The sequence below is a fragment of the Arthrobacter sp. TmT3-37 genome (genome assembly GCF_054510835.1).
The window spans coordinates 241,337-265,152 of the sequence record NZ_JBTNDU010000003.1; the positions used below are offsets into that span (position 1 = coordinate 241,337).

Below are 23,816 nucleotides of genomic sequence, written 5' to 3' on the forward strand. Positions count from 1 at the left end.
GCGCCGAGTTCCTCCGACGCGGTACCGGGGCGCCGCGGGCCCCGCTCGTCGTGCTGCTGTGCATTGCCACCCTTTTGTCGCCCGGACTGCCCCCATCCGGAGTCCTGTCCCCAGTTTACAAGCGCGGGGAGGCAGCTTCGTGCTTGATCCGGTGGCATTCCGGCGGTACCGGTGGCGCGGCGCGGATGTCCTCAGGTGTTCCAGGAGGACGGCGCGTCGATCCGGTCGGGCAGCCGCGTCCGGCTGTCACCCGACGCCGCGGCGACCTGCATCGGGGTGAGGAAGAGCGCATGGGAGAGGTCGGCGCCGTGCAGGTGCGCGTCCCGCAGGTCGGCACCGAGCAGGTCCACCCAGCGCAGGTCGGCCCCCCTGAGGTCGGCCGCGATGAGATAGCTGCCCCGGAGGTCCGCACCCCGGAGGTCCTGCCCGGCCAGGTCCGCACCGAGGAGATCGGCACCCGGCGCCAGCCGCCGGGGGATGCGCCTGCCGCCGGCAGCCGTCCTGACCGCTCCGCTCACCGCCGACAGCGCCGGTCCGACCCTGGCCCGGAGCGCGTCGAGGTCGACGGCGTCGAGGCCCGCCGGATCCAGCCGCGTGAGGGACACCGTCTCCGACACCAGGGCGGCGATCGAGGAGGCGTGCTGCGGAGGCACGGACCCGGACGATCCTGCCAGTCGCGCGGCGTCGTCGAGGTGCCAGAGCACCTCGTGCAGTTGCCGGACGACGGGGAAGGCGGCGAACATCGCGGGCCGTACTTCCGCATGTGCCGTCCAGCTGCGACCGCCGAACGTCTGCTGCGCCACGTGCTGGCCGGCGCCGAAGCAGTCGAACACGGTGCAGCCCTTGTACCCCTCGCCACGGAGCCGGGCGTGGATGGTGCAGGAGAAGTCGGCGGCGAGGTTGCGGCATGCCTGGCCTGCGGGCTTGTCGTGCGCGAAGTCGGTCGATCGTTCGAAGCCGAGCGCGGAGCAGCACAGCGCGAAGCACCTCGAGCAGTCGGCGGTCAGCTCGACGTCCGGGTGGGCGGAGAGGTGCAGCGGCACGGCGGGCACGGCCGGTCCTTCCAGGGGTGCGGGGATCGATGGCGGGGCGGCGCGCCACGCTGTGCGCGGTGGTCACCCTGCGGGATTCTCGCACCGATCCGGTGCGTCGCCAAGGGAAACCTCGCTGCGCCGCGCCGGGTTGTCAGGTGTAGGGGCTGCTGGAACGGTGGGGAACGGGCGGCACCGTCGTCGACACCCGCCGGACATGCGGGACACCGTCCCGGATCAGAAGGAGCACAGCATGAACATCGTGTACGGAATCCTGGACGGACTCGAGCACGCGACGTCGCTGGACCGGATCGCGGATCCCCTCGCCGCAGCCGTCAGCAAGGCCGTACGGCCCCGGAGGATCCGCAACCTCCTGAGCGGTACGGCCATCGGCCACCACCTCCATCCCATGCTGGTCGTCATCCCGTCGGGTGCCTGGAGCATGGCCTCGTTCCTCGACCTCGCCGGTGGCAGGAGTTCCCGCAGGGCGGCCGACCTCCTCGTGACGGTAGGGATCCTCACCGCCGTCCCGACGGCGGCCACGGGCCTGCACGACTGGTCGGACACGCAGGAGAAGGAGCGCCGCGTCGGGATCGTCCATGCGGCCGGCAATTCACTGGCCCTGACGCTGTACACCGCCTCCGCTGTCGCCAGGGCGAAGGACCGGCGCGGCCTCGGGGTGCTGCTCGGCCTGGGCGGCCTGGGGTCGATGCTGCTCAGCGCGTTCCTCGGCGGCCACCTCAGCTACGCGAGCGGCGTCAATGTGAACCGGACGGCGTGGCACGAGGCACCGAAGGACTGGACGCGGGTGGCCAGCGACGCCGACGTCGTCGAAGGCGGACGGCACACGGTCGAAGCGAACGGCGTGCCGATCCTGCTGCTGCGCCACGGTGGGAAGCTGACTGCCATGGACAGCGTCTGCAACCACCTCGGCGGGCCGCTGGAGGAGGGCACGATCGAGGACGGCTGCATCACCTGCCCGTGGCACCAGAGCATGTTCCGGCTCGACGACGGCAAGAACTACCGCGGACCGGCCGCTGTGCCGCAGCCGGTGTACGAGACCCGGGTCACGACGGACGGCTACATCGAACTGCGCCAGCCCGCCTCCTGAGTGCACGCGCGAACGACGAAGCCCCGCCGGAACCGTCCGGCGGGGCTTCGTCGTCGTGCGGATGCCTAGTGCACGGGGACGGGGGCGCTCCCGTTCTCCTCGGGCGCCCGCACGAAGAACGAGGCGACGACGGCGAGCAGGAAGATGATCGCGCCGTACAGGAACGCCGCGCGGATGCCGCCGGCCAGGGCGGCCTCCGCGGCGACGCCCGTGCCGGCCAGGGACGTGCTCCGGATGGTCATGACCGAGATGAACAGGGCGGTGCCGGCCGCCCCCGCCAGCTGCTGGGCGGTGCCGAACACGGCGCTGCCGTGCGAGTAGAGGTGCGGTTTGACGGACCCCAGCGCGGAGGTGAGCAGCGGCGTGAACATGAGCGCCAGGCCCACGCTGAGCAGGACGTGCGCGACCAGGACCAGCCAGACCGGGGTGGTCTCGGTGACCCGCGTCATGGACCAGAACACCCCGCTGACCAGGAGCGCGCCCGGCACCAGGAGCACGCGAGGGCCGCGGCGGTCGTAGATGCGGCCGACGACGGGACCCAGGAGCCCCATGGCCAGGCCGCCCGGCAGGAGGAGCAGTCCTGAGACCAGCGGATCCATCCCGAGGACGGTCTGGACGTAGATGGGGATCAGGATGATGGTGCCGAACAGCGCCATCATGCTGATGGCGATCGCGACGATCGAGACCGTGAAGTTCCTCGATGCGAAGACACGGAGGTCCAGCAGGGCCGCGTCGCGCCGCTGCAGCACGAGCTGGCGCGAGATGAAGGCGGCGAGCCCGACGACGCCCGCGACCAGCGGGAGCCATGCAGGGACGGCGCTGCCGGTCGAGGCCTCGCCGAGCTGGCTGAGACCGTAGATGGCGCCACCGAAGGCGACCGCGGACAGGACGACCGACGGGACGTCGATCGCGGACCGCCGGGGGTCGGTGACGTTCTGCATCTTGGCGGAACCGACGGCCAGGGCGGCGAGCGAGATCGGCAGGACCAGCCAGAACATCCAGCGCCAGTCGAGCACGCTGAGGATGGCGCCCGAGATGGTCGGGCCCAGCGCGGGGGCCACGGAGATGACGATCGAGATGTTGCCCATGATCTTGCCGCGGGACATCGGCGGCACGAGGGTCATCACGGTGGTCATGAGCAGGGGCATCATGATCGCTGTGCCGGTGGCCTGGACCACGCGGCCGACCACGAGGACGCCGAAGCCCGGCGCCATCGCGGCGATGAGCGTGCCGAGGCTGAACAGGCCCATGGCGGCCATGAAGACCGGTCGCGTGTTGTAGCGCTGGAGGAGGAAACCCGTCACGGGGATGACGACGGCCATCGTCAGCATGAACGCGGTGCTCAGCCATTGACCGGCGCCCACCGTGATGCCCAGGTCCTCCACGAGGCGGGGGATCGCCACGCCCATGATGGTCTCGTTGAGGATCACCACGAAGGCGGAGATGAGCAGCAGCGTGATGACCAGCTTGTCGCGTGCCGGGAGGGCGCCGTCGACGCCTGTGGACCGGGAGGGGGCGGGAGCGGGGGTGCCGGCGGCCGGTGGAGTGTCCGGCGGTGTCGGAAGAGCGTCGGAGACGCGGGACGGGGGACTCTGGGAGGTCATGGTGATCCGCTCGGTTCGGCTGTGCGCACCGTCGGGATCGATCGTCCCGGGTGCCGTGGTCGTGGATCGGGCAGGTGCGAACGCAGGCCCGGTCAATCATCTGAACCCCGCACACCGGAACTCTATTCCGACCCCCGGTATCCCTCCCGCTCCGGGCAGGAAGGCGCCGCTGCTCCACTAGCATGGGGCGGGTGCGGTCGCGGTCCCGGCCGCTCTTTCCGGCGCGCAGCGCAGGAGCCCCGGCATTCCCCGACGAAGGAGATTCCCCGTGCCTGATTCCTTCTACCGTGATCTCGGCGGCGGCAGGTTCGCGTCGACCGATCACGCCCAGGGTGCCTGGAACGCCCACGAGCAGCACATGGCGCCCATCTCGGGACTCCTCACACAGCGCCTGCTCGCCTGCGAGCCGCGCGACGGGATGCATCTGGGCCGCCTGAGCTTCGACATCCTCGGCCTGATCCCGGGAGGCGAGTTCGAGGTGACGACCGCCGTCGTCCGGCCGGGCCGGACCATCGAACTGGTGGAGGCGCGGATGGAGGCAGGCGGCAGGACGGCGATCGTTGCGAAGGCGTGGCGCCTCGCCGGCCAGGACACGGGTGTCGTCGCCGCTGTCGAGGACCCGCGGATCCCCGGCCCCGACGAGGCCGGACCGCACGAGGGCATGACGGCGTGGCCGGGAGGGTTCATCAGGTCGCTCGAGGTCCGGGTGGTCCCCGGCCACCGGCCAGGACGGGGGCAGGTCTGGATGAGGAACCCCTACTCGATGGTCGAGGGAGAGGAGACCCCCGACGTCGTGCGGCTCGTGGGCATGATGGACGCCGCCAACGGGATCGCCACCCGTGTCCCGCCGGGCGGCGACAGCTGGCTCTACCCGAACGTGGACCTGCAGATCCACCTGCACCGCCTGCCGGAGGGCGAGTGGCTCGGCCTCGACACGCGGGTCACGTTCGGCGCGAACGGCGTGGGGCTGACCTCCAGCGTGGTCCACGACCTCGACGGCCCGTTCGGGCGGCTCGAGCAGATCCTCACGGTGCGGAAGCTGTAGCAGCTCTGCAGCCGGAATGCCGGGGCCGTCCCCGGGGTTGCAGGTGTCATGGCCGACGCCGCGGCGGAGGACAGCGCCCCCACGCGTCCGTGGGACGTCTTCGAGGAAGAGGAACCATGCCGAAAGCAATCTGGAACGACACCGTGATCGCGGAATCAGCGGACACCGTGATGGTCGAGGGGAACCACTACTTCCCGCCCGCTTCTGTCTCGCAGGAGTTCTTCGTCCCCACCGGGACACACACCGTGTGCCACTGGAAGGGCACGGCCAGCTACTTCACCCTGGACGTGGCGGGGGAGCAGAACCAGGACGCCGCCTGGAGTTATCCGGAACCGAAGGAAGCGGCGGAGAACATCCGCGGTTACTACGCTTTCTGGAAGGGCGTCACGGTCACCGACTGAGCACTCCGCACAGGGGCGCCGTCCGATCGACGGCGTCCCCTTGCGGTGCGCCAGCAGTACTGCGCGACCTACCCGATCCACCCGCCCGATCCACGGCGCCGCCCGGCGCCCGAACGAAGGAGAACCCCATGGAATACCGGAAACTCGGCAACAGCGGCACGTCGGTCTCTCACCTCGCCCTCGGCACGATGACCTTCGGAGCGGAGTCGGACGAGTCCACCTCCCATGCCATCCTCGCCGACTACGCAGCGGCCGGCGGCAACCTGATCGACACCGCGGACGTGTACACGGCGGGGGCGTCCGAGGAGATCATCGGTCGGTGGCTCGCCAGGAACCCGACGGAGCGCGACCGCATGGTGCTCGCGTCCAAGGGCCGGTTCCCCATGGGCGACGACGTCAACGACCTCGGGCTGTCCAGACGGCACCTCCGCCGGGCGCTCGACGCCTCGCTCACGCGGCTCGGCGTCGACCACATCGACCTGTACCAGGTGCACTCGTGGGATCCGCTGACGCCGCTCGAGGAGACGCTCGGCTTCCTCGACGAGGCGGTCGTCCAGGGCAAGATCGGGTACTACGGCTTCTCGAACTACACCGGCTGGCAGCTGACGAAGGCCGTCATGCTCGCCCGCCAGCGCGGCTACTCGCTGCCGGTGACGCTGCAGCCCCAGTACTCGCTGCTCGTGCGGGAGATCGAGGCCGAGATCGTGCCCGCGGTCCTCGACGCGGGCATGGGCATGCTGCCGTGGTCGCCCCTCGGTGGCGGCTGGCTGACCGGCAAGTACTCCCGTGACACCGAGCCGACCGGGGCCACCCGCCTCGGCGAGAACCCCCAGCGCGGCATGGAGGCCTGGGAGAAGCGCAACGCCCAGGACAGGACCTGGCGGATCATCGACACGGTCACGGAGATCGCCGCGGAGCGGAGCGTCAACGCCTCCCACGTGGCTCTCGCCTGGGTCGCCGCGCAACCGGGGGTGACCTCGGTGATCCTCGGTGCCCGCACCCGGGAACAGCTGGCGGACAACCTGGCGTCGTCCGACCTCGAGCTGTCGCCCAGCGACCTCGGCCGCCTCGGCGAGGTCAGTGCCCCCACCTTCAGCGACTACCCGTACGGTGGCCCCGGCATCGAGCAGCGCAGCCGCCGCATCCAGGGCGGCCGCTGACCGGGGCGCCCGCAGGGCTGGACGCTCCGGCAGCCAGCCGCTATCGTTCGAGCAGCGACACGGGGTGTCCCTTTCCGGGGCTGAGATGAGACCCGTCGAACCTGATCCAGCTCATACTGGCGAAGGGATGTCCTGCCGGTCCGACGTCCGGCCGTCCTTCCGCCGTGGCAAGCGAAAGGCAGCACATGTCGGAACCGACCCTCGAACCACTCGAAGCACCCCTCGAAGCACCCCTCGGAACACCCCTCGGAACACCGCCCGAGAGCCTCCGGGGCGCCGACCCGCAGGTGACGGCCGAGGCGTGTGCCGCGCTGCTCGCCGCACTGCGCGACGCCGTGCCGCTGGTGCAGTGCATCACCAACGCCGTGGTCACGAATGTCACAGCGAACGTGCTGCTCGCCGTGGGCGCGACGCCGGCGATGGTGGACATCCCGGAGGAGGCCGGCCAGTTCGCGCCGGTAGCCTCGGGGGTCCTGGTCAATCTCGGCACACCGACCCCGGCCCAGTGCGTCGCCATGCGCGAGGCGGCGGAGGCGGCGTCCGCCGCGGGGACCCCGTGGGTCCTGGACCCCGTCGCGGTGGGATTCCTCGCGGTCCGGACCCGGACGGCACAGGACCTCGTCGCGATCCGGCCGACGATCATCCGCGGCAACCCCTCGGAGATCATCGCGCTGGCCGGCACGGGAGGCGGCGGGCGCGGCGTCGACTCCGTGGACGGTCCCGACGACGCGCTGGACGCGGCGCGCCTGCTGGCGATCCGCCACGGCTCGGTCGTCGCCGTGTCGGGGGCCGTCGACGCCGTCGTGCCGGCGCACGGGCCCGTCGTCCGGATCGCCAACGGCAACCCGCTCCTGACGCGCGTGACCGGTGGAGGCTGCGCGCTCGGAGCCGTGATGGCAGCCTTCGCGTCCCTCACCCCGGATGCACTGCTCGCGGCCACAGCGGCGACCGGCGTGTACACCCTCGCCGCGGAGCGTGCCGCGGCCGGGGCGGCAGGTCCCGGCACGTTCGCCCCGCGCTTCCTCGATGCGCTCGCCGACGTCACGCCGTCGGATGTCCGCCGTGGCCTGCGCCTGTCCGGGAGCGACTGATGCCCCGGCCTGCTACGGCGCAGTACCTGCCGCTCTACCTCGTGACGGACACGGCCCTGTGCGCGCCCCGGGCCGTCACCGACGTGGTCGCGGCGGCCGTCGCCGCCGGTGTCACCTGCGTGCAGGTCCGGGACAAGCACGCGGGCGGGCGGGACCTCGTGTCGCTCGTCACCGCGGTGGCCCGCGCCGCCGAGGGTCGGGTGCCGGTCCTGGTCGACGACCGGGTGGACGTCTACCTCGCGGCGCGAGAGCTCGGGGCGCGCGTCGACGGCGTGCACGTGGGCCAGTCCGACCTGCCACCGGGCGTGGTGCGGCGCATCGTCGGCGTCGATGCCGTCGTCGGACTGAGCGCGGCGACACCCGGGCAGGTCGCCGCCGCGCACGCCCTGCCCGCCGGCACGGTGGACTACCTCGGCATCGGAGCGGTGCACGCCACCGCCACGAAACCGGACCATCCGGCGCCGCTCGGCGTCGAGGGGTTCGCGACGCTGGCCGCCGGCGCCGACCTGCCCTGTGTGGCGATCGGCGGGATCACCACCGCGGACGCAGCCGCGCTGCGGGGTGCCGGGGCGGCGGGAATGGCGGTGGTGTCCGCCATCTGCGCGGCGGCCGACCCCGCCGCTTCCACCAGGGACCTGGCTGAAGCATGGCGTGCCCCCACGGGATGGCGGAGCCGATAGCCGAGTCCGGGCGCAACGGCAACCGGGAGAGTAGGGACCACCGGGACCTAGAATCCGGATGTGGCGACGAGGAGGACCGTGCTTGCCGGCGCGCTGGCCGCGCCGCTCCTCGTCGCGGAGACGGCGTGCGACGGAGGACCCATGAACCGCAGACAGCCCGACGAGGCGGCGCCGCATCCCGCCCTCCTGGCCGCGCGCCCGGGAACGTCGGAATCCGGCAGCGGGACCAGAACGGGGGTCCATGCCCTCGGTATCGCGACCATGCGTGACCCGATCGTGTTCGTGCCGGAGTCGCTGGACACCGGCGGACCCGTCCCGCTCCTGGTCGCCCTCCACGGCGCCGGCGGCGACGCACAGGGCGGCCTGTCCGTGCTGCGGGCGGCCGCCGAGCAGCTCGGGATCGTGATCCTCGCACCGGCGTCACGGGCAGCCACCTGGGACGCGATCCGGGGCGGGTACGGTCCGGACACGGAGGTCATCGGCCGGGCGCTGGAGGAGGTGTTCTCGTTCGTGCGGGTGGACCCCGAACGCATCGGTATCGGCGGCTTCTCCGACGGCGCCTCCTACGCCCTGGGCCTGGGGCTCGCGAACGGGGACCTCTTCCGGAAGGTGGTGGCCTTCTCCCCGGGCTTCGTCCCCGCCGGACCCTCGAACGGGCAGCCCGCCGTCTTCATCTCCCACGGGACGGCGGACACCGTCCTCCCGATCGACGCCACGAGCAGGAAGGTGGTTCCCGCGCTCAAGCGGCGCGGCTACGAGGTGGTGTACCGGGAGTTCGACGGTCCGCACACGGTCCCCACCGCCATCGCCGTCGAGGCCGGCCTCTGGCTCGAATGGACGCCGCTGCCGACGCCCTGATCCGGCGACGATCCGAACAGCGGCACCGACGCCGAGGGCGCCTTCGGCGGCACCTGGTCGGGACCCCAGTTCGTCGTGACCCACGGCCCCGCAGGGACCGGCGCGGACGGCGTCGACCACGTGTCCGACGTCGCCGGCGGCCTCGACCGGGCCGAAGAGGCGGCGGGCGACAGGGACGTGGCCGTCCTGGGCGCCGACATCGCGCGGCAGTGCCGGGCGCTCGGGCGCCTGCACGAGATCCTGGTCTTCATCGAGCCGGTCCTGCTGGGCGCCGGGACACGCCTGCTGGACATGCCCGGCGGGACGGACGTCCGGCTCACGCGGCGTTCCCTCGGCGACTACGGGCACGAGACCACGCTGTGGATGGATGTCGTCCCCTGATCCCTCCGGCCGCCCGTGCCGTCGGACCGCCGCGCACTGCCTACGATGGACCGATGAGCAATCCGTGGCACGGCGCTGCCGAACTGGCACTCGTCCTCGACCCGCCGTCGGCGGACGCCGGCGGGGAGCTGGGGCGCGGGATCGCACTGCTGCGCGACGTCGCCGCCGGCGGACGACCCGCCACACTACGCCTGTACCGCCCGAGCCCCACCGTCGCCTTCGGGCAGCGGGACGCGCGGCTCCCCAGATTCCCGGCGGCGGGCGCGGCCGCCGCGGCGCTCGGGTTCGAGCCGCTCGTGCGGCGGGCCGGCGGCCGCGCTGCCGCCTACCACCGGGGCTGCCTCGTGGTGGACCACATCGAACCCGCGCCCGACCCCGTGGCCGGCACGCGCGCGCGCTTCGCGTCCTTCGGGACCTTCTTCGCGGAGGTCCTCGCCGGCCTGGGAGTCGACGCGCACGTCGGGGAGGTGCCGGGCGAGTACTGCCCGGGCGAGTTCAGCGTCCACGGGCGGATCGACGGCGTGCCCACGATCAAGCTCGTCGGCACCGCCCAGCGGGTGGTCGCCGGCGCCTGGCTGTTCTCGTCGGTCGTCGTCGTCGAGGATCCGGCCCCGCTGCGCGCCGTGCTCACCGATGTCTATGCAGCCCTGGAGCTTCCGTGGCGGCCGGCCACCGCCGGTGCCGCCCAGGATCTCGCGCACGACGTCACGGTCGACGCCGTGCAGGACGCGCTGCTGGCGGCCTACACCGCCGTCGTGCGCCTGGAGACACCGGAGGCGTCCCGCCACTGACGGGCGACGGGACGCCTCCGGCGCTGCACGGGTCAGTGTCCGCGCCGGATCCATTCCTCGAGGTGCGGCGCCTCGTCGCCGATCGTGGTGCTGTCCCCGTGGCCGGTACGCGCTATCGTGTCCGGCGGCAGGGTCAGCAGCCTCGTCCGGATGGACTCGATGATCGTCGGGAAGTCGCTGTAGGAACGCCCTGTGGCGCCCGGGCCGCCCTGGAACAGCGTGTCGCCCGTGAAGACGGTGCCGGCCTCCTCCAGGTAGTAGCAGACGGAGCCGGGGGAGTGGCCGGGCGTGTGCAGCGCCCTCAGGGACACGCCCGCGACCTCGATCGTGTCGCCGTCACCGATCGACTGGTCGGGACTCAGCTCCGGGAACACCATGTCCCAGAGCTCCCGGTCGCCGTCGTGCAGATGGATCGGCGCGTGCACGGCGTCGAAGAGGTCGCCGACCGCGCGGATGTGGTCGTCGTGGGCGTGGGTCAGGAGGATGGCCCGGACGACCCGCCCGTTCACCTGGTCCACGATCGCGGCGGCGTCGTGCGGGGCGTCGATGATGACGCACTCCTCGTCGTCACCCACGATCCACACGTTGTTGTCGACGTCCCAGGTGCCGCCGTCGAGCGAGAAGGTGCCCGACGTGACGAGGTGTTCGACGCGTGCGGCCATCAGAGCTCCACCACCGAGCGCAGGACGGCGCCGCCGTGCATCTTCCCGAAGGCCTCCTCGACCTGGTCGAGCCGGATGCGCTCGGTGACGAACGCATCGAGGTCGAGGTTGCCCTGCAGGTAGTGGCTGACGAGCATCGGGAAGTCGCGGCTGGGCAGGCAGTCGCCGTACCAGGAGGACTTCAGCGATCCGCCGCGCCCGAAGACGTCGAGCAGTGGGAGTTCGATGGTCATCTCGGGCGTGGGGACCCCGACGAGCACCACCGTCCCGGCGAGATCGCGGGCGTAGAACGCCTGCTTGTACGTCTCGGGACGCCCGACGGCGTCGATCACGACGTCGGCGCCGTTCCCGCCGGTGAGCGCGCGAATGGCTTCCACGGGGTCCTCGTCCTTCGAGTTCAGCACGTGCGTCGCGCCGAGGCCCCTCGCGAGCTCGAGCTTCCGGTCGTCGATGTCCACGGCGATGATCGTGGTGGCGCCCGCGAGCCTCGAGCCCGCGACGGCCGCGATGCCGACGCCGCCGCACCCGATGACGGCGACGGAGTCACCGCGGGAGACGCTGCCCGTGTTGATGGCGGCGCCGATGCCGGCCATCACGCCGCACCCCAGCAGTCCCACGGCCGCTGCGTCCGCTGCGGGATCCACCTTCGTGCACTGGCCCGCCGCCACGAGCGTCTTCTCGGCGAACGCGCCGATGCCGAGGGCGGGGGACAGGACCGTGCCGTCCTCCAGCGTCATCTTCTGGGTTGCGTTGTGGGTGTCGAAGCAGTACTGCGGTTCACCCCGGCGGCATGCCCGGCACTCGCCGCACACGGCCCGCCAGTTGAGGATCACGCGGTCGCCGGGGGCGACCGTGGTGACGCCGTCGCCCACGGCGCTCACGACGCCGGTGGCCTCGTGCCCCAGCAGGAAGGGGAACTCGTCGTTGATGCCGCCCTGCTTGTAGTGCAGGTCCGTGTGGCAGACGCCGCAGGTCAGGATGTCGACGAGGGCTTCGCCGGGCCCCGGATCCGGGACGAGGATGGTCTCGATGGCCGCGGGGGCATCCTTCGCCCGCACCACGACGCCCTGAACTCTGTGCACCATGTCTTGCTGTCCTTCCGCTGGGAGCGGTGGACCGGAGGACGGGCCCACCGCTCCCAGCATATGGGGGGACGGCCGCGGTGCGCGGATCGCGTCCGGGCTAGACGGCGATCCTGGCGCGCACCTCGGCGGCGGAGGGATTGGTGGCGGTCGTGCCGTCCGGGAAGATGACGGTGGGCACGGTCTGGTTGCCCCCGTTGAGGGAGGCAACGAGCTCGGCGGTGCCCTCGACCTCCTCGATGTTGACCTCGTTGTAGCCGATGCCCTGGGCGTCGAGCTGAGACTTCAGGCGCCGGCAGTATCCGCACCACGAGGTGGAGAACATGGTGATGGATCCGGCTTCTGGCGTGTAGTCCACGGTGCTCCTCATATCTGCGCCCGGGTCGCCGCGCGCATCTGTCGGTCGCGGGCGGCTCGTCCACCCGCACCTGCATCAACACGGGACGGTGCCGCGTCATTCCTCGCACAGCACCGAACCGACGTCCTCCCGCGCCAGCCCGACCCGGTCCGCCCCCGGTCCGACCCCGTCGGGTGCCGGATGCCCCGGTAGGCTTCCGCCATGGCTGAAGCAGACGAAGAGCAGAACGCGAAGCAGTTGGCGGCGGTCCGGGTGGCCATCAACGAGGTGGACGAGCAGATCGTGTCCCTCATCTCCCGGAGGGAGCGGCTCGTCCGGAGGGCAGGAGCGCTCAAGCACGACGACGCGTCGGTGCGGGCGCCGGCCCGCGTGGAGCAGGTGATCACCAACGTGCGGGGCTACGCGTCCAGGCAGGGCGTCGATCCCGCCGTCGTCGAGGAGACCTACCGTGCGATGATCTCCGCGTTCATCGAGTTCGAGCTGCGGGTGCGGCGGGAGCCCTAGCCCCTGCGTGGGACGGCGACGTCCTGCGGCGAGCTTGTTGGTCGCCCCTCCGCCCACCCGATACGATCGACGAGGCGGTCCCGGTCCCGGCCGGATCCCGTCACGCCCTTCCGGGCGGCCCATTTCCCCAGCATCGAGGAGACTCCCCGTGTCAGCGCCCCAGTCCATGAAACTCATCGTCGACGGCGAAGAGCAGCAGGCGACCACGGGCACCACCGGGACGGAGCTGTTCAGCGAGCGGCGGGACGTCGTCGTGATGCGCGTGGACGGCGAGCTGAAGGACCTCGACCAGGAACTGGCCGAGGGTGCCTCGGTGGAGGGCGTGACCCTCGAGGATCCTGCGGGGCTGGAGGTGCTGCGGCACTCCGCCGCGCACGTCATGGCGCAGGCCGTCCAGCAGTTGCGTCCGGGAGCCAAGCTCGGTATCGGCCCGTACATCACCGACGGTTTCTACTTCGACTTCGACGTCGAGGAGCCGTTCACGCCCGACGAGCTCAAGCAGCTCGAGAAGATGATGCTCAAGATCGTCAACGCCAACCAGCGCTTCGTGCGGCGGGTCGTGTCCGAGGACGAGGCCCGCGTGGCGATGAAGGACGAGCCGTACAAGCTCGAGCTGATCGGGCTCAAGGGCGGGGCCACGGACGAGGACGGCGCGTCCGTCGAGGTGGGCGTCGGCGAGCTGTCCGTCTACGACAACGTGGACCGCAAATCCGGGGACGTCGTCTGGAAGGACCTCTGCCGCGGCCCGCACCTGCCGAACACCAAGCTCATCTCCAACGCGTACGCCCTGACCCGCTCGGCGGCCGCCTACTGGCGCGGCAGCGAGAAGAACAAGCAGCTGCAGCGGATCTACGGCACGGCGTGGCCGACGAAGGACGCCCTGAAGGCCTACCAGGAGCGCCTCGCGGAAGCGGAGCGTCGCGACCACCGCCGGCTCGGCACCGAGCTCGACCTCTTCTCCTTCCCGGACGAACTGGGCTCGGGGCTGCCGGTGTTCCACCCCAAGGGCGGCATCATCCGCAAGGCGATGGAGGACTACTCCCGCCAGCGGCACACCGACGCCGGGTACGAGTTCGTCTACACGCCGCACATCACGAAGGGCCACCTCTACGAGGTCTCCGGCCACCTCGACTGGTACCGGGACGGCATGTTCCCGGCGATGCACGTGGACGAGGAGCTCAACGAGGACGGCACCGTGCGCAAGCCCGGCCAGGACTACTACCTGAAGCCGATGAACTGCCCGATGCACAACCTGATCTTCCGCTCGCGCGGGCGGTCCTACCGTGAGCTGCCGCTGCGGCTCTTCGAATTCGGCTCGGTGTACCGGTACGAGAAGTCCGGCGTCATCCACGGCCTGACGCGGGTCCGGGGCATGACCCAGGACGACGCCCACATCTACTGCACGCGCGAGCAGATGAAGGACGAGCTCACCGGGACGCTGAACTTCGTCCTGGGCCTCCTCAAGGACTACGGCCTCGAGGACTTCTACCTCGAGCTGTCCACGCGCAACCCGGAGAAGTCGGTCGGCTCCGACGAGATCTGGGACGAGGCGACGCGCACCCTCGCCGAGGTCGCGGAGGCCTCCGGCCTGGAGCTCGTGCCCGACCCCGGGGGAGCCGCGTTCTACGGCCCGAAGATCTCCGTGCAGGCACGCGACGCGATCGGCCGCACCTGGCAGATGTCGACGATCCAGCTCGACTTCAACCTGCCCGAGCGCTTCGAGCTCGAGTACCAGGCGGCCGACGGGTCCCGCCAGCGTCCGGTCATGATCCACCGGGCCCTGTTCGGTTCGATCGAGCGTTTCATGGGGGTGCTCACCGAGCACTACGCCGGCGCGTTCCCCGCCTGGCTCGCCCCCGTGCAGGTGCTCGCCGTCCCGGTCGCCGAGGCGTTCAACGACTACCTGTTCGACGTCGTCGACAAGCTGAAGGCCGAGGGCATCCGCGCGCAGGTCGACGCGGGATCGGACCGGTTCCCTAAGAAGATCCGGACCGCGAGCAAGGAGAAGGTGCCGTTCGTCCTCATCGCCGGCGGTGAGGACCAGGAGGCCGGCGCCGTCTCCTTCCGCTTCCGGGACGGCAGCCAGGACAACCAGGTGCCCGTGGACGAGGCCGTCCGCCGGATCGTGGAGGCGGTCCGCAGCAGGGAAGCCACCGTCTGATGGAGGACGCGGACAGCCGGGGGATGCCCGCGACCCCTCCGGGGGATGCGGCGGTGACGGACGACTTCGGGCTGGCGGGCGCGCCGGACGCCTTCCAGCGGCTGTGGACACCGCACCGGCTCGCCTACATCAAGGGAGGGCAGGACCAGGTCACGTCGGAACAGACCTGTCCGTTCTGCCGGGCGCCGCACCGGAGCGACGAGGAATCCCTCATCGTGCACCGCGGGACCCATGCCTTCGTGCTGCTCAACCTGTTCCCCTACAACGCCGGCCACCTCCTGGTCTGCCCCTACCGGCACGTGCCCGACTACACGGACATCGACGAGGCGGAGACCGCGGAGATCGCCGCCCTCACGCAGACGGCCATGCGTGTGCTGCGCAAGGTGTCCAACCCGTCGGGGTTCAATCTCGGCATGAACCAGGGCGTCACCGGGGGCGCCGGTATCGCCGCCCACCTCCACCAGCACGTCGTGCCGCGCTGGGGCGGTGACGGGAACTTCCTGCCGATCATCGCGCAGACGAAGGCGATCACGCAGACCCTCGGCGACGTGCATGCGCAGGTGGCGGCTGCCTGGCCGTCCGCGGCCGGGCCGGCGGGATCGGACGCCTGATGCTCAACCGATACGCGCGGGGATTCTTCACGGCCCTCTTCACGCCGCTGGCACGCCTGCTGCTGAGGTGGGGCGTGACGCCCGACGCCGTCACGATCGCGGGGACGGTCGGTGTCGCCGGCGGCGCGCTGGTGCTCTACCCGCTCGGCCAGCTGTTCTGGGGAACGGTCTTCATCACGCTGTTCGTGTTCTCCGACGTGATCGACGGGATCATGGCCCGGATGCAGGGCCGTGGAGGCCGGTGGGGGAGCTTCCTCGACTCGACGCTCGACCGCGTCGCCGACGGCGCGCTGTTCGCGGGTGTCGCGATCTGGTTCTTCACGGGTGGCGGGAACGCCGCGATCGCGGTCGCCGCACTCGCCTGCCTCGTGCTGGGCATGATCGTCTCGTACGCCCGCGCCAAGGCCGAGTCGCTCGGCTTCACGGCGAACGTGGGGCTCGCGGAGCGTGCGGAGCGACTCGTCTCCGTCCTGGTGGTCACCGGGCTGACGGGACTGGGCCTGCCCGAGGGTTTCCTGCTGGCCGTCCTCGTCGTCCTGGCCGCGGCAAGCCTCGTCACCGTCTACCAGAGGGTGCGGGCCGTCCATCGCCAGTCGCTGGAGGCCAGGCCCGCGTCCTGACCTCGCCGCCGGTACGGGACGGTCAGGACGCCGAGGCGAACGCCGGGCGAGCCGGGGCGTACGTCGCCGCGTGGCCGCGCAGGGGCGTCAGCGCCGAACCGAGCGCGGACAGGTATTCCGCCCTGCGCTTGGGCGAGACGCGCGAGATCGGAGCGGGCGCGGAGCCCGCTGTGTCGGAGTAGTGGGTCGCCAGGCCGTCCTGCAGCAGCCGGAGCGCCTCGGACTTCTGCTGGGAGACGGCCGAGTGGGTGGTCCCGAGCTCCGCTGCCACCTCGGTCACCGATCGTCCCTCGAAGAAGACCTCCTGGATGATGTGGCGCATGCGTGCGGGGAGATGGGCCACTGCGGCGCGGATGTGCCGGACCTGCTCGTCGGCCAGCAGCGATGCCTCGGGGAGCTGGTCGAGGCAGGGGACGATGTCGAGGACGGTCTCGTCGAGCGCCTGGACGGATCGCGCGGCGTCGCCGAGCGCAGCCTGGACCTCGTGCCGGCTGACGCCGAGCGTCATGGCGAGCTCGTCCGTCGTGGGCGTGCGCCCGAGGGAGGCGGCCAGCGTGTCCTGTGCAGCGATCGTGTCGCCGATCCGCCGTCGCGCGGACCGCGGAGCCCAGTCGTTGGACCGCATCTCGTCGGCGAAGGCCCCCGTGATACGGCGCCGGGCGTAGGCGCCGAAGGGCACGCCCAGGGTCGGGTCGAAGGAGTCCGCAGATGTGATCAGGGCGATGGCCCCGACCGACGCGAGGTCATCCCGCGAGAGATGCGTGGCGCGGGCGCACAGGGTCGAGACGAGGTACCCGACCAGCGGCAGGTTGTCGACGATCAGTTTTTCGCGTTCGCGAGAATTCATAGCAAGCTCCCCAGCTGCTCAGTGGCCGTGCGGCCCCGGATCGCTCCCGAAAGAGCGGCCGAGGACGGCAGGTGTCTTCTGAAAGCTATCAGCGGGCTCTCGTCACGACTGATCCGCTGGGCCAATCCTGCCCAAAGGCTGAGCTTCGACGGCAGGCGGTGGAGGCGGGCCCGCATCCTTCGCCGTTCCTTGCGCCGAAACCGATGATCCGGCCCCCGGTCGTGCGTCTAAGGGAGGACGACCCATCCACCAGAACAGGACACGCCATGACACCCGGGACAGGGTTCCTCCCGACCGATCTGCACATCGTCTCCGAGACGGACCTCCTCCTGCTGCAGCGCAGGACGGCTCCCTCTGCGCCGCTGCACCGGGCGGTGAGGACGCCGTCGTCGCCGTGGCCCGCCGGGGCACTCGATGCCGTGCTGGACGAACTGGAGCGGCGCGAGGTCTGCCCGGCGCGGCAGGCGGCCGGTGCGTGGCGCGGCTGAGGCCGGGCAGGACGGGACCGCGGGCGGTCCCGTCCTCCAGGTCGCTCAGGGCTTGCCCGCACCCGGCGCCGCACCGATGGACCACACGCGGGGAGGCACGGTCCCGTTGACGGAGTGGTCGCCGACGATCCTCGCCTTGAACACCCAGGGGTTGTGGTTGGCCGCAGTGCGCGCGTTCCGCCAGTGCCGGTCGAAGTTCTTCGACGTGCTGACGCCGGACGCAGCCAGCGCATTGAAGACGTCGGACGTGGCGCGGGTGGCGAGCGCCGACAGGACCACCTGCGCCTTGGCCGTCTCGAGTTCGGCGACGTCGTTCCGGCGCTCGTCCTCGACCTCGTCGGCCAGGAACGCGCCCTCGTAGGCGTGCTGCAGGGCCCGGGCGGCCCGCTCCACGGTGGCATCCGCGGCGTAGGCGGCGGCGGAGACCTCGCCGATGACCTGGAGGATCTGTGGATCGGCAGCGAACGACGGCGCATTCCCGTGGCTGAAGATCCTCGTGCGGTTCCGTACCTCTCGCGCGACGTCCCGCTCGGCCGCGGTGATGCTGCCCGCGAGGACGGCCAGCAGCACCGCCTGGTAGAAGGCCGTCTGGTACTTGAACCGGGTGTCGAAGTCGATGACGTTCCCGGCCTCGACGCGGGCGCGGTCGAAGGTGGACGTACCCGAGCCGGTGGTCTGCTGGCCGAAGCCGTCCCAGTCGTCCCCGTGCGTGACGCCCTCCTGGTGCGTGCTGACCACCGCGATGACCTTGACACCGTTGTCCGTCCGCTGGGCGAACGTGTCGATCCAGTCCGCGAAGATGCTGCCGGTCGAGTAGTACTTCGTGCCGCTGATGCGGAAGTCGCCGTGGGTGCTGCCCGGGTCCGGGCTCACCTTGGTGATCACGTCACCGATGGTGACGGTGCCGACCTCCGTCCAGGAGTTGCCCACGATCTCGCCGTCCACGAAGCGCTGGAGCCATACGTCGCGCTGGGGACCGGCGGACACGAGGCGGTCCTCGACGAACGCGAAGTGGGCGCGCAGCGCCTGGGGGATGTTCGAATCGGCGGCGGCCAGTTCGGTGAGGAGGCGGAACAGCTGCGGGAGCGAGGCGCCGAACCCGCCGGCGGCGACCGGTACCCGCAGCGCCCCGAATCCGGCGTCGATCAGGGCGCGGATCTCCTTCCGGGGGAGCTCGTGCTCCTGTTCGCGGCGCGATGCGCCGTCCGCGATGCGTGCGAAGAGGGGCCGGAAGCGGGCCGCGAGGAGTTCGTAGTCGGCGTCCGCGGTGGGATGGGTGTGCGTCAGGGTGGTCATGGTGGGCCTTCCGATCGGGCTGGGAGTGGGGCTGGGAGTGGGGCTGGGAGTGGGGCTGGGGGGAGAGGTGGCAGGACGGGAGCGGGGCGAGGAGATCAGGCGTGGACGGCGACCCGGGGGGCGGCCGCCCTCGCCGTACGGGAACCGGCGACGCCGGCGCCGACGAACAGTGCGCCGATGACGGCCGCGGCGGCGACGGCGGAGGCTCCGCCGGCCGGCCAAGCCCCGTTGAGGCCGAGGACGGCGGGGATCACGGTGCTGGCGGTTCCGACCAGGATCGCGCTCCAGCCGGTGACCCGGGCGAGGCGGACGGCGTCGAGGGCGAGGATCAGGAAGAACAGACCCCACAGCACCGCCCACGCGAGCCAGAGCACCGAGCCGAGCGGGTCGGTGTCCAGCGACGTGGCCGCGAAGACGACGGCGAGCACGGCGACGAGCCCGCAGAACCAGCCGACGCCGGCGGAGCCCAGGCCCGCGACGGAGCCGAGACCCACGTACAGGTAGGTGAGCCCGAAGAGGAAGATCCCGCTCGCCGTGCTGAACGCGGCAGGATCCGGCGCCCCGGTCGCTGCGACGACCGTTGCGAGGACGAGCTGGAGCACACCGACCGCGAGATTGAGGAATCCCGCGTCCCGTGGCGGGACCCGGCCGAGGAGGCCGAGTCCGTTGATCAGAAGGGCTGCTCCCGAGAGCAGCAGGCAGATGTACGACATGGATGTCCCATCGACGGGACGCGGAACCGCTGGAGGTCCGCGCCGTGCTTGCCCCGCGCTGATGCACGGGGCCGGATCTTCACCTGGGGCACCCCGCCACGGAGGGGGTTGCCGTCCGACGAGCCAGGGCTTCGCGTCGGAACTCTTGATCTGTGGCTCCGAGCGTAGGCGGCATATCGTCCGCTTTCCAGCAGGACGACGCGGCATTCCGCCGCGTGACGCCGTGTGACGCTGCCGCATCGCTGCCGGATCGCTGCCGTGCGCGGTCCCGCGCCGGGGTCCGGAGCCCGCGGGAACGGCCGGGACCGGGGCGGCGGCCGCGACCGGAAGGGCGTCCTGCGGCGGCGTATCATGAAGGGTCAGCTTTTATCTACCTTTAGGGGCAAGTCGTGTCCACCGTTGAAGACAATTCGGCAACCACAGCACAGACCGGCGGCAACCGGGTCAAGCGCGGGATGGCCGAAATGCTCAAGGGCGGCGTCATCATGGATGTCGTCACAGCAGAGCAGGCCCGCATCGCCGAAGACGCCGGTGCGGTAGCGGTCATGGCGCTCGAACGGGTTCCCGCGGACATCCGCGCCCAGGGCGGCGTGTCCCGCATGAGCGATCCCGACATGATCGACAGCATCATCGAGGCCGTCTCCATCCCGGTCATGGCCAAGGCCCGGATCGGCCACTTCGTGGAGGCGCAGGTCCTGCAGTCCCTCGGGGTCGACTACATCGACGAGTCCGAGGTCCTCACGCCCGCCGACTACGCGAACCACATCGACAAGTGGAAGTTCACCGTCCCCTTCGTCTGCGGTGCGACCAACCTCGGTGAGGCACTGCGGCGCATCACCGAGGGCGCTGCGATGATCCGCTCGAAGGGCGAGGCCGGCACCGGCGACGTCTCGAACGCTACGATGCACATGCGCACCATCCGCGCGGAGCTGAACCGCCTCTCCTCCATGGCCGAGGACGAGCTGTACGTCGCCGCGAAGGAACTCCAGGCGCCCTACGAGCTGGTGAAGGAGGTCGCCTCCGCCGGTCGACTCCCCGTGGTCCTGTTCACCGCCGGCGGCATCGCGACCCCGGCGGACGCGGCCATGATGATGCAGCTCGGCGCGGACGGCGTCTTCGTCGGCTCCGGCATCTTCAAGTCGGGCAACCCGGCCGAACGCGCCAACGCGATCGTCCAGGCGACCACGTTCCACGACGATCCGGACATGATCGCCAAGGTCTCGCGCGGTCTGGGCGAGGCCATGGTCGGCATCAACGTCGACGAGATCCCGCAGCCGCACCGCCTCGCCGAGCGCGGCTGGTAGCAGCACAGCACGGGCAGTGCAGAGGAACGCGGCCGGCAGCCCCCGGTCCTCTGCCGTTTCCCGCGGCGACGGCGTCAGTGCCTCGCGGGGCCTCGCGGTCCCCGAGGAGGTCCCCGAGGATGTCCTCGGCCGTCGCCCCGAACGCCCGGGCGCGGTCCCGCCGGGACCGGGCCCACGCACCTCCGACATCACCGTCGGCGGGGGGACGCGGCTCGGCTGTCATGCGTCCACCGTCGGGCCGCAGCCGGTCAGAGGTGCAGCGCGTAGGTCCTGCCGCGGCCGAGCAGTGTGAAGCCCCGCTTCGAGAAGAACTCGTAGCCCTGCGGTGTGGCGTTGACGGCGAGGTCCACCGCACCGGCCTGCAGTGCGGCCCGCGCCGTGGCGCTCAGCAGGGCCGTGGCGAGCCCGCGCCGCTGGTGGTCCGGGAGCACCTCGAGGTTGCGGACACCGCCGAGGCGTCGCAGGCCCGTGACGCCGGACGGGTAGAACGAGTACGCGGCTCCGGAGATGCTGCCGCCTTCCCCACTCCGTGTCACGGCATGCCACGCCTGCCGCGGCTGGGAGCGGACCACCCGCAGCTCCTGTTCCAGCGGACCCGAGTAGTCGGGTACGTCGGTGGCGAGGACGGCGTGGTCGTCCCCGGGCACGACCACGGCGGCCGCGGGTGCCGCCATCCACCAGGGCTGCCAGCTCGGACCGAATCCCAGACCGGCGAGCTCGACGGGGTCCACCGCGCCGTTGAGCCAGACCCGGACCGAGGAGGCGCCGAGCCGCACCCCCTCGGCCAGGGCGGGCCGCACGGCGTGCGCGCTCACGGACTCCGGGAACATCATCCCCAGTTCGCGTCGCGCGGGCAGCCACACCCACGTGGAGCCGTGCGTCGAGAAGGTCCTCCCGCCCGTCGCCGTGGCCAGCGCCGCGGACCAGGCGGCCTGCAGCCGCTGGCACTGGGCGATGGTCACCATGCGGCTGGACCGCCGGCAGGGCCGGTCATGCGAGCCCGCGGCGGACGAGCAGCGGCTCGAGGTCGGCGTCCCGGCCCCGGAAGACGCGGAACGCCTCCAGCGGATCGATGCTGTTGCCCCGCGACAGCAGCTCCCGCCGGAAGTGGTCCCCGTTGGCGCGCGTCAGGCCGCCCGAGGACTTGAACCACTCCACGGTGTCGGCGTCGAGCATCTCGCTCCAGATGTAGGCGTAGTAGGACGCCGCGTACCCGCCGGCGAAGATGTGCTTGAAGTAGGAGGTGCGGTACCGCGGCGGAACGGGCGCGAAGTCGACGCCGGCATCGGCGAGGGCCGAGGCTTCGAAGGCCAGCGGGTCCTCGACGACCGTGCCCGGCGGGATCGAGTGCCAGGCCAGGTCCAGCAGGGTGGCACCGAGGTAGGCGGTCGTCTCGAATCCCTCGCCCCAGGCGCCGGCGGCGTGGATGCGGTCGATGACGTCCTGGGGGAGCGGTTCGCCCCTCTCGTGGTGACGGGCGTAGTTCGCGACGATCTCCGGCCAGAGGATCCACATCTCGTTGACCTGCGACGGGTACTCCACGAAGTCGCGCGGCACCGACGTGCCGGAGAACAGTGGGTAGGTGACGTCGGAGAACAGGCCGTGCAGTGCGTGGCCGAACTCGTGGAACATGGTGACCACCTGGTCGTAGGACAGCAGGGTGGGCTCGCCCGCCGCGGGACTCGAGATGTTCAGGTTGTTGATGACGACGGCGCGTGTGCCCTGGAGCCGCGACTGGTCCACGAAGGAGTTCATCCAGGCACCGCCGCTCTTGGTGTCGCGGGTGTAGAAGTCGCCGAGGAACAGGCCGAGGCCCGAGCCGTCCTCGTTGAAGACCTCCCACACCCGCACATCGGGGTGGTACCCGAGAAGGTCGGGGCGCTCGGTGAACGTGAGACCGTACAACCGGGTCGCGGCGTAGAACACTCCGTCCTGCAGGACGCGCTCGAGTTCGAAGTAGGGGCGGAGGGCGTCCAGGTCGACGTCGAACTTCGCCTTCCGGACCTTCGAGGCGTAGTAGGCCCAGTCCCACGGTTCGATCGGATGGCCTGCCTCGGCCTCCAGCTCTGCGGCCTCGGCCCGGGCATTGCGCACGGCGGGGGCCGCGAGTTCGCGCATCCGGTCCATGATCGCGTCCAGCGACGGGGCGGTCTGGTTGTCGGTCGCTGCCGCGGCGTGCGTGTCGAAGCCGAGCAGGGCTGCGCGCTCGGCGCGCAGGGTCGCCATGCGGGTGGCGATCGCGAGGGTGTCGGCGTCGTTGCCGCGTGCGCCGCGGTCGACGGCGGCCTCGTGCAGGCGACGGCGGACCTCCCTGTCGGTGAGTGACTCGAGTGCCGGCTGCGCCGTCGGGAGGATCAGTGTCAGGAGGTACCTGCCGTCGTGGCCCGCGTCGGTCGCCGCCGTGGCCGCAGCGGAGATCGCGTCCGCGGACAGTCCGTCGAGGTCGTCGGCGGAGTCGAGCAGCAGGGCGGAGTCGTTGGTGTCCTTCAGCAGTTTCTGCGAGAACTCGGTGCTGAGGGCCGAGAGTTCGGAGTTGAGCCGGCGGAGCGTCGCCTGCGCGTCGTCGTCGAGTTCGGCTCCCGCCCGCACGAAGCTGCGGACGTACTCCTGGACGAGGCGCGTGGACTCGCCGTCCAGGCCGTCGAGCGGCACCTGACGGAGGCGTTCGAACAGTGCGCGATTGAGCTTGATGTTGTCCTCGTGCTCCGCGAGGCGGGGGGCGACCTGCTGCTCGAGGCCCTGGATCGCGTCCGTCGCATGGCTGACGGAGTTGCTGAAGAACACGCGCGAGACGCGGTCCAGGGTGCCGCCCGCCTGTTCGAGCCGCAGCACGGTGTTGTCGAACGTGGGTGGTTCGGCGGTGTCCGTGATGGCGTCGATCTCGGCGAGGTGTTCGGCGAAACCCGCGTCGAAGGCCGGCAGGTAGTGCTCGTCCCGGATGGCGGCGAACGGCGGCAGCTGGTAGTCGAGGGTGCTTGGCGCGAGGAAAGGGTTGCTCATGGGAACTAACTTTTGCA

The 23,816-nt window shown here is 71.1% G+C and carries 25 protein-coding genes and 2 riboswitches; of the genes, 15 read left to right on the forward strand and 10 right to left on the reverse strand.

Annotated elements, in window-relative coordinates; translation table 11 throughout:
* Positions 1-191 precede the first annotated feature (191 nt).
* The gene (locus ACX80U_RS06165; protein WP_244185991.1) at positions 192-1,052 is read right to left on the reverse strand and encodes a pentapeptide repeat-containing protein; all 861 of its coding nucleotides are present in this window, start codon (positions 1,050-1,052) and stop codon (positions 192-194) included.
* Positions 1,053-1,284: 232 nt separating this feature from the next.
* On the opposite strand from ACX80U_RS06165, the gene ACX80U_RS06170 reads away from it, so the two are divergent.
* Positions 1,285-2,142, forward strand: coding sequence for a Rieske (2Fe-2S) protein (locus ACX80U_RS06170; RefSeq protein WP_133081780.1), 858 nt, complete (start codon positions 1,285-1,287; stop codon positions 2,140-2,142).
* A 65-nt stretch (positions 2,143-2,207) separates the two neighbouring features.
* On the opposite strand, the gene ACX80U_RS06175 is transcribed toward ACX80U_RS06170, so the two are convergent.
* Positions 2,208-3,746: an MDR family MFS transporter gene (locus ACX80U_RS06175; protein WP_208739744.1), complete on the reverse strand. Its 1,539-nt coding sequence runs from the start codon at positions 3,744-3,746 to the stop codon at positions 2,208-2,210.
* 268 nt (positions 3,747-4,014) lie between these two features.
* Between ACX80U_RS06175 and ACX80U_RS06180 the strand changes: the two genes are divergently transcribed.
* From ACX80U_RS06180 to ACX80U_RS06215, 8 genes are all read left to right on the forward strand, one after another.
* Positions 4,015-4,791: a thioesterase family protein gene (locus ACX80U_RS06180; protein WP_133081782.1), complete on the forward strand. Its 777-nt coding sequence runs from the start codon at positions 4,015-4,017 to the stop codon at positions 4,789-4,791.
* 116 nt (positions 4,792-4,907) lie between these two features.
* Positions 4,908-5,192: a DUF427 domain-containing protein gene (locus tag ACX80U_RS06185; RefSeq protein WP_133081783.1), complete on the forward strand. Its 285-nt coding sequence runs from the start codon at positions 4,908-4,910 to the stop codon at positions 5,190-5,192.
* A gap of 128 nt (positions 5,193-5,320) precedes the next feature.
* Positions 5,321-6,352 (forward strand): aldo/keto reductase, encoded by a 1,032-nt coding sequence (locus ACX80U_RS06190; RefSeq protein ID WP_459267778.1) that lies wholly within the window; start codon positions 5,321-5,323, stop codon positions 6,350-6,352.
* Positions 6,353-6,402: 50 nt separating this feature from the next.
* Positions 6,403-6,497, forward strand: a riboswitch (TPP riboswitch).
* Between the two features lie 40 nt (positions 6,498-6,537).
* Positions 6,538-7,443 carry a hydroxyethylthiazole kinase gene (thiM, locus tag ACX80U_RS06195; RefSeq protein WP_459267779.1) on the forward strand — a complete coding sequence of 302 codons (906 nt, stop codon included), beginning with the start codon at positions 6,538-6,540 and terminating at the stop codon, positions 7,441-7,443.
* The gene (thiE, locus tag ACX80U_RS06200; protein ID WP_459267780.1) at positions 7,443-8,123 is read left to right on the forward strand and encodes a thiamine phosphate synthase; all 681 of its coding nucleotides are present in this window, start codon (positions 7,443-7,445) and stop codon (positions 8,121-8,123) included. The genes thiM and thiE overlap by 1 nt, the downstream gene beginning before the upstream one ends.
* Positions 8,124-8,183: 60 nt before the next feature.
* Positions 8,184-8,981 (forward strand): alpha/beta hydrolase, encoded by a 798-nt coding sequence (locus ACX80U_RS06205; RefSeq protein WP_459267781.1) that lies wholly within the window; start codon positions 8,184-8,186, stop codon positions 8,979-8,981.
* Positions 8,982-9,056: 75 nt separating this feature from the next.
* Positions 9,057-9,362 (forward strand): hypothetical protein, encoded by a 306-nt coding sequence (locus ACX80U_RS06210; RefSeq protein WP_459267782.1) that lies wholly within the window; start codon positions 9,057-9,059, stop codon positions 9,360-9,362.
* 53 nt (positions 9,363-9,415) lie between these two features.
* Positions 9,416-10,153 carry a lipoate--protein ligase family protein gene (locus tag ACX80U_RS06215; RefSeq protein WP_459267783.1) on the forward strand — a complete coding sequence of 246 codons (738 nt, stop codon included), beginning with the start codon at positions 9,416-9,418 and terminating at the stop codon, positions 10,151-10,153.
* 32 nt (positions 10,154-10,185) lie between these two features.
* On the opposite strand, the gene ACX80U_RS06220 is transcribed toward ACX80U_RS06215, so the two are convergent.
* The 3 genes from ACX80U_RS06220 to ACX80U_RS06230 all read right to left on the reverse strand — a co-directional run bounded on the left by ACX80U_RS06220 (position 10,186) and on the right by ACX80U_RS06230 (position 12,255).
* A complete protein-coding gene (locus ACX80U_RS06220) occupies positions 10,186-10,815 on the reverse strand; it encodes an MBL fold metallo-hydrolase (RefSeq protein WP_208741252.1) in 630 nt (209 codons plus the stop codon).
* On the reverse strand, positions 10,815-11,900 hold the full coding sequence (locus ACX80U_RS06225; RefSeq protein ID WP_208741251.1) for an S-(hydroxymethyl)mycothiol dehydrogenase: 1,086 nt from the start codon (positions 11,898-11,900) through the stop codon (positions 10,815-10,817). Before ACX80U_RS06225 ends, ACX80U_RS06220 begins: the two co-directional genes overlap by 1 nt.
* A 97-nt stretch (positions 11,901-11,997) precedes the next feature.
* Complete coding sequence (locus ACX80U_RS06230; RefSeq protein WP_279628599.1) at positions 11,998-12,255, reverse strand: mycoredoxin; 258 nt, start codon at positions 12,253-12,255, stop codon at positions 11,998-12,000.
* 201 nt (positions 12,256-12,456) lie between these two features.
* Here ACX80U_RS06230 and ACX80U_RS06235 point away from each other — a divergent pair, with 201 nt between their 5' ends.
* The 4 genes from ACX80U_RS06235 (at position 12,457) to pgsA (ending at position 16,151) form a co-directional block, all read left to right on the forward strand.
* A complete protein-coding gene (locus ACX80U_RS06235) occupies positions 12,457-12,759 on the forward strand; it encodes a chorismate mutase (protein WP_133081791.1) in 303 nt (100 codons plus the stop codon).
* A 166-nt stretch (positions 12,760-12,925) separates the two neighbouring features.
* Complete coding sequence (gene thrS, locus ACX80U_RS06240; protein WP_459267883.1) at positions 12,926-14,920, forward strand: threonine--tRNA ligase; 1,995 nt, start codon at positions 12,926-12,928, stop codon at positions 14,918-14,920.
* The gene (locus ACX80U_RS06245; protein ID WP_459267784.1) at positions 14,920-15,531 is read left to right on the forward strand and encodes an HIT family protein; all 612 of its coding nucleotides are present in this window, start codon (positions 14,920-14,922) and stop codon (positions 15,529-15,531) included. Before thrS ends, ACX80U_RS06245 begins: the two co-directional genes overlap by 1 nt.
* Positions 15,531-16,151, forward strand: a complete 621-nt coding sequence (pgsA, locus tag ACX80U_RS06250) for a phosphatidylinositol phosphate synthase (protein WP_133081793.1) — start codon at positions 15,531-15,533, stop codon at positions 16,149-16,151. Before ACX80U_RS06245 ends, pgsA begins: the two co-directional genes overlap by 1 nt.
* 22 nt (positions 16,152-16,173) lie before the next feature.
* Here the strand turns inward: pgsA and ACX80U_RS06255 are convergent, their stop codons facing one another.
* Positions 16,174-16,998 (reverse strand): sigma-70 family RNA polymerase sigma factor, encoded by an 825-nt coding sequence (locus ACX80U_RS06255; RefSeq protein ID WP_459267785.1) that lies wholly within the window; start codon positions 16,996-16,998, stop codon positions 16,174-16,176.
* Positions 16,999-17,264: 266 nt separating this feature from the next.
* Here ACX80U_RS06255 and ACX80U_RS06260 point away from each other — a divergent pair, with 266 nt between their 5' ends.
* On the forward strand, positions 17,265-17,486 hold the full coding sequence (locus tag ACX80U_RS06260) for a hypothetical protein (RefSeq protein WP_459267786.1): 222 nt from the start codon (positions 17,265-17,267) through the stop codon (positions 17,484-17,486).
* A 45-nt stretch (positions 17,487-17,531) separates the two neighbouring features.
* Here the strand turns inward: ACX80U_RS06260 and ACX80U_RS06265 are convergent, their stop codons facing one another.
* On the reverse strand, positions 17,532-18,782 hold the full coding sequence (locus ACX80U_RS06265; protein ID WP_459267787.1) for an acyl-CoA dehydrogenase family protein: 1,251 nt from the start codon (positions 18,780-18,782) through the stop codon (positions 17,532-17,534).
* A 95-nt stretch (positions 18,783-18,877) separates the two neighbouring features.
* Positions 18,878-19,495, reverse strand: a complete 618-nt coding sequence (locus ACX80U_RS06270) for an AmiS/UreI family transporter (RefSeq protein ID WP_459267788.1) — start codon at positions 19,493-19,495, stop codon at positions 18,878-18,880.
* A 39-nt stretch (positions 19,496-19,534) separates the two neighbouring features.
* Positions 19,535-19,646, reverse strand: a riboswitch (SAM riboswitch).
* 238 nt (positions 19,647-19,884) lie between these two features.
* On the opposite strand from ACX80U_RS06270, the gene pdxS reads away from it, so the two are divergent.
* Positions 19,885-20,799 carry a pyridoxal 5'-phosphate synthase lyase subunit PdxS gene (pdxS, locus tag ACX80U_RS06275; RefSeq protein WP_133081798.1) on the forward strand — a complete coding sequence of 305 codons (915 nt, stop codon included), beginning with the start codon at positions 19,885-19,887 and terminating at the stop codon, positions 20,797-20,799.
* Positions 20,800-21,047: 248 nt separating this feature from the next.
* Here the strand turns inward: pdxS and ACX80U_RS06280 are convergent, their stop codons facing one another.
* Both ACX80U_RS06280 and ACX80U_RS06285 read right to left on the reverse strand, forming a co-directional pair.
* Positions 21,048-21,764 carry a GNAT family N-acetyltransferase gene (locus ACX80U_RS06280; protein WP_459267789.1) on the reverse strand — a complete coding sequence of 239 codons (717 nt, stop codon included), beginning with the start codon at positions 21,762-21,764 and terminating at the stop codon, positions 21,048-21,050.
* Between the two features lie 25 nt (positions 21,765-21,789).
* Positions 21,790-23,799 (reverse strand): M3 family metallopeptidase, encoded by a 2,010-nt coding sequence (locus tag ACX80U_RS06285; RefSeq protein ID WP_459267790.1) that lies wholly within the window; start codon positions 23,797-23,799, stop codon positions 21,790-21,792.
* Between the last annotated feature and the right edge of the window lie 17 nt (positions 23,800-23,816).

What these genes read in the sequence shown, in the direction of transcription:
- ACX80U_RS06260 (WP_459267786.1), top strand. Translation starts at nt 17,265, where the DNA reads ATGACACCCGGGACAGGGTTCCTCCCGACCGATCTGCACATCGTCTCC.
- ACX80U_RS06235 (WP_133081791.1), top strand. Translation starts at nt 12,457, where the DNA reads ATGGCTGAAGCAGACGAAGAGCAGAACGCGAAGCAGTTGGCGGCGGTC.
- pgsA (WP_133081793.1), top strand. Translation starts at nt 15,531, where the DNA reads ATGCTCAACCGATACGCGCGGGGATTCTTCACGGCCCTCTTCACGCCG.
- ACX80U_RS06170 (WP_133081780.1), top strand. Translation starts at nt 1,285, where the DNA reads ATGAACATCGTGTACGGAATCCTGGACGGACTCGAGCACGCGACGTCG.
- ACX80U_RS06185 (WP_133081783.1), top strand. Translation starts at nt 4,908, where the DNA reads ATGCCGAAAGCAATCTGGAACGACACCGTGATCGCGGAATCAGCGGAC.
- ACX80U_RS06255 (WP_459267785.1), bottom strand. Translation starts at nt 16,998, where the DNA reads ATGAATTCTCGCGAACGCGAAAAACTGATCGTCGACAACCTGCCGCTG.
- thiE (WP_459267780.1), top strand. Translation starts at nt 7,443, where the DNA reads ATGCCCCGGCCTGCTACGGCGCAGTACCTGCCGCTCTACCTCGTGACG.
- ACX80U_RS06265 (WP_459267787.1), bottom strand. Translation starts at nt 18,782, where the DNA reads ATGACCACCCTGACGCACACCCATCCCACCGCGGACGCCGACTACGAA.
- ACX80U_RS06270 (WP_459267788.1), bottom strand. Translation starts at nt 19,495, where the DNA reads ATGTCGTACATCTGCCTGCTGCTCTCGGGAGCAGCCCTTCTGATCAAC.
- thrS (WP_459267883.1), top strand. Translation starts at nt 12,926, where the DNA reads ATGAAACTCATCGTCGACGGCGAAGAGCAGCAGGCGACCACGGGCACC.
- ACX80U_RS06175 (WP_208739744.1), bottom strand. Translation starts at nt 3,746, where the DNA reads ATGACCTCCCAGAGTCCCCCGTCCCGCGTCTCCGACGCTCTTCCGACA.
- ACX80U_RS06220 (WP_208741252.1), bottom strand. Translation starts at nt 10,815, where the DNA reads ATGGCCGCACGCGTCGAACACCTCGTCACGTCGGGCACCTTCTCGCTC.
- ACX80U_RS06280 (WP_459267789.1), bottom strand. Translation starts at nt 21,764, where the DNA reads ATGGTGACCATCGCCCAGTGCCAGCGGCTGCAGGCCGCCTGGTCCGCG.
- ACX80U_RS06215 (WP_459267783.1), top strand. Translation starts at nt 9,416, where the DNA reads ATGAGCAATCCGTGGCACGGCGCTGCCGAACTGGCACTCGTCCTCGAC.
- ACX80U_RS06225 (WP_208741251.1), bottom strand. Translation starts at nt 11,900, where the DNA reads ATGGTGCACAGAGTTCAGGGCGTCGTGGTGCGGGCGAAGGATGCCCCC.
- ACX80U_RS06190 (WP_459267778.1), top strand. Translation starts at nt 5,321, where the DNA reads ATGGAATACCGGAAACTCGGCAACAGCGGCACGTCGGTCTCTCACCTC.
- ACX80U_RS06285 (WP_459267790.1), bottom strand. Translation starts at nt 23,799, where the DNA reads ATGAGCAACCCTTTCCTCGCGCCAAGCACCCTCGACTACCAGCTGCCG.
- ACX80U_RS06245 (WP_459267784.1), top strand. Translation starts at nt 14,920, where the DNA reads ATGGAGGACGCGGACAGCCGGGGGATGCCCGCGACCCCTCCGGGGGAT.
- thiM (WP_459267779.1), top strand. Translation starts at nt 6,538, where the DNA reads ATGTCGGAACCGACCCTCGAACCACTCGAAGCACCCCTCGAAGCACCC.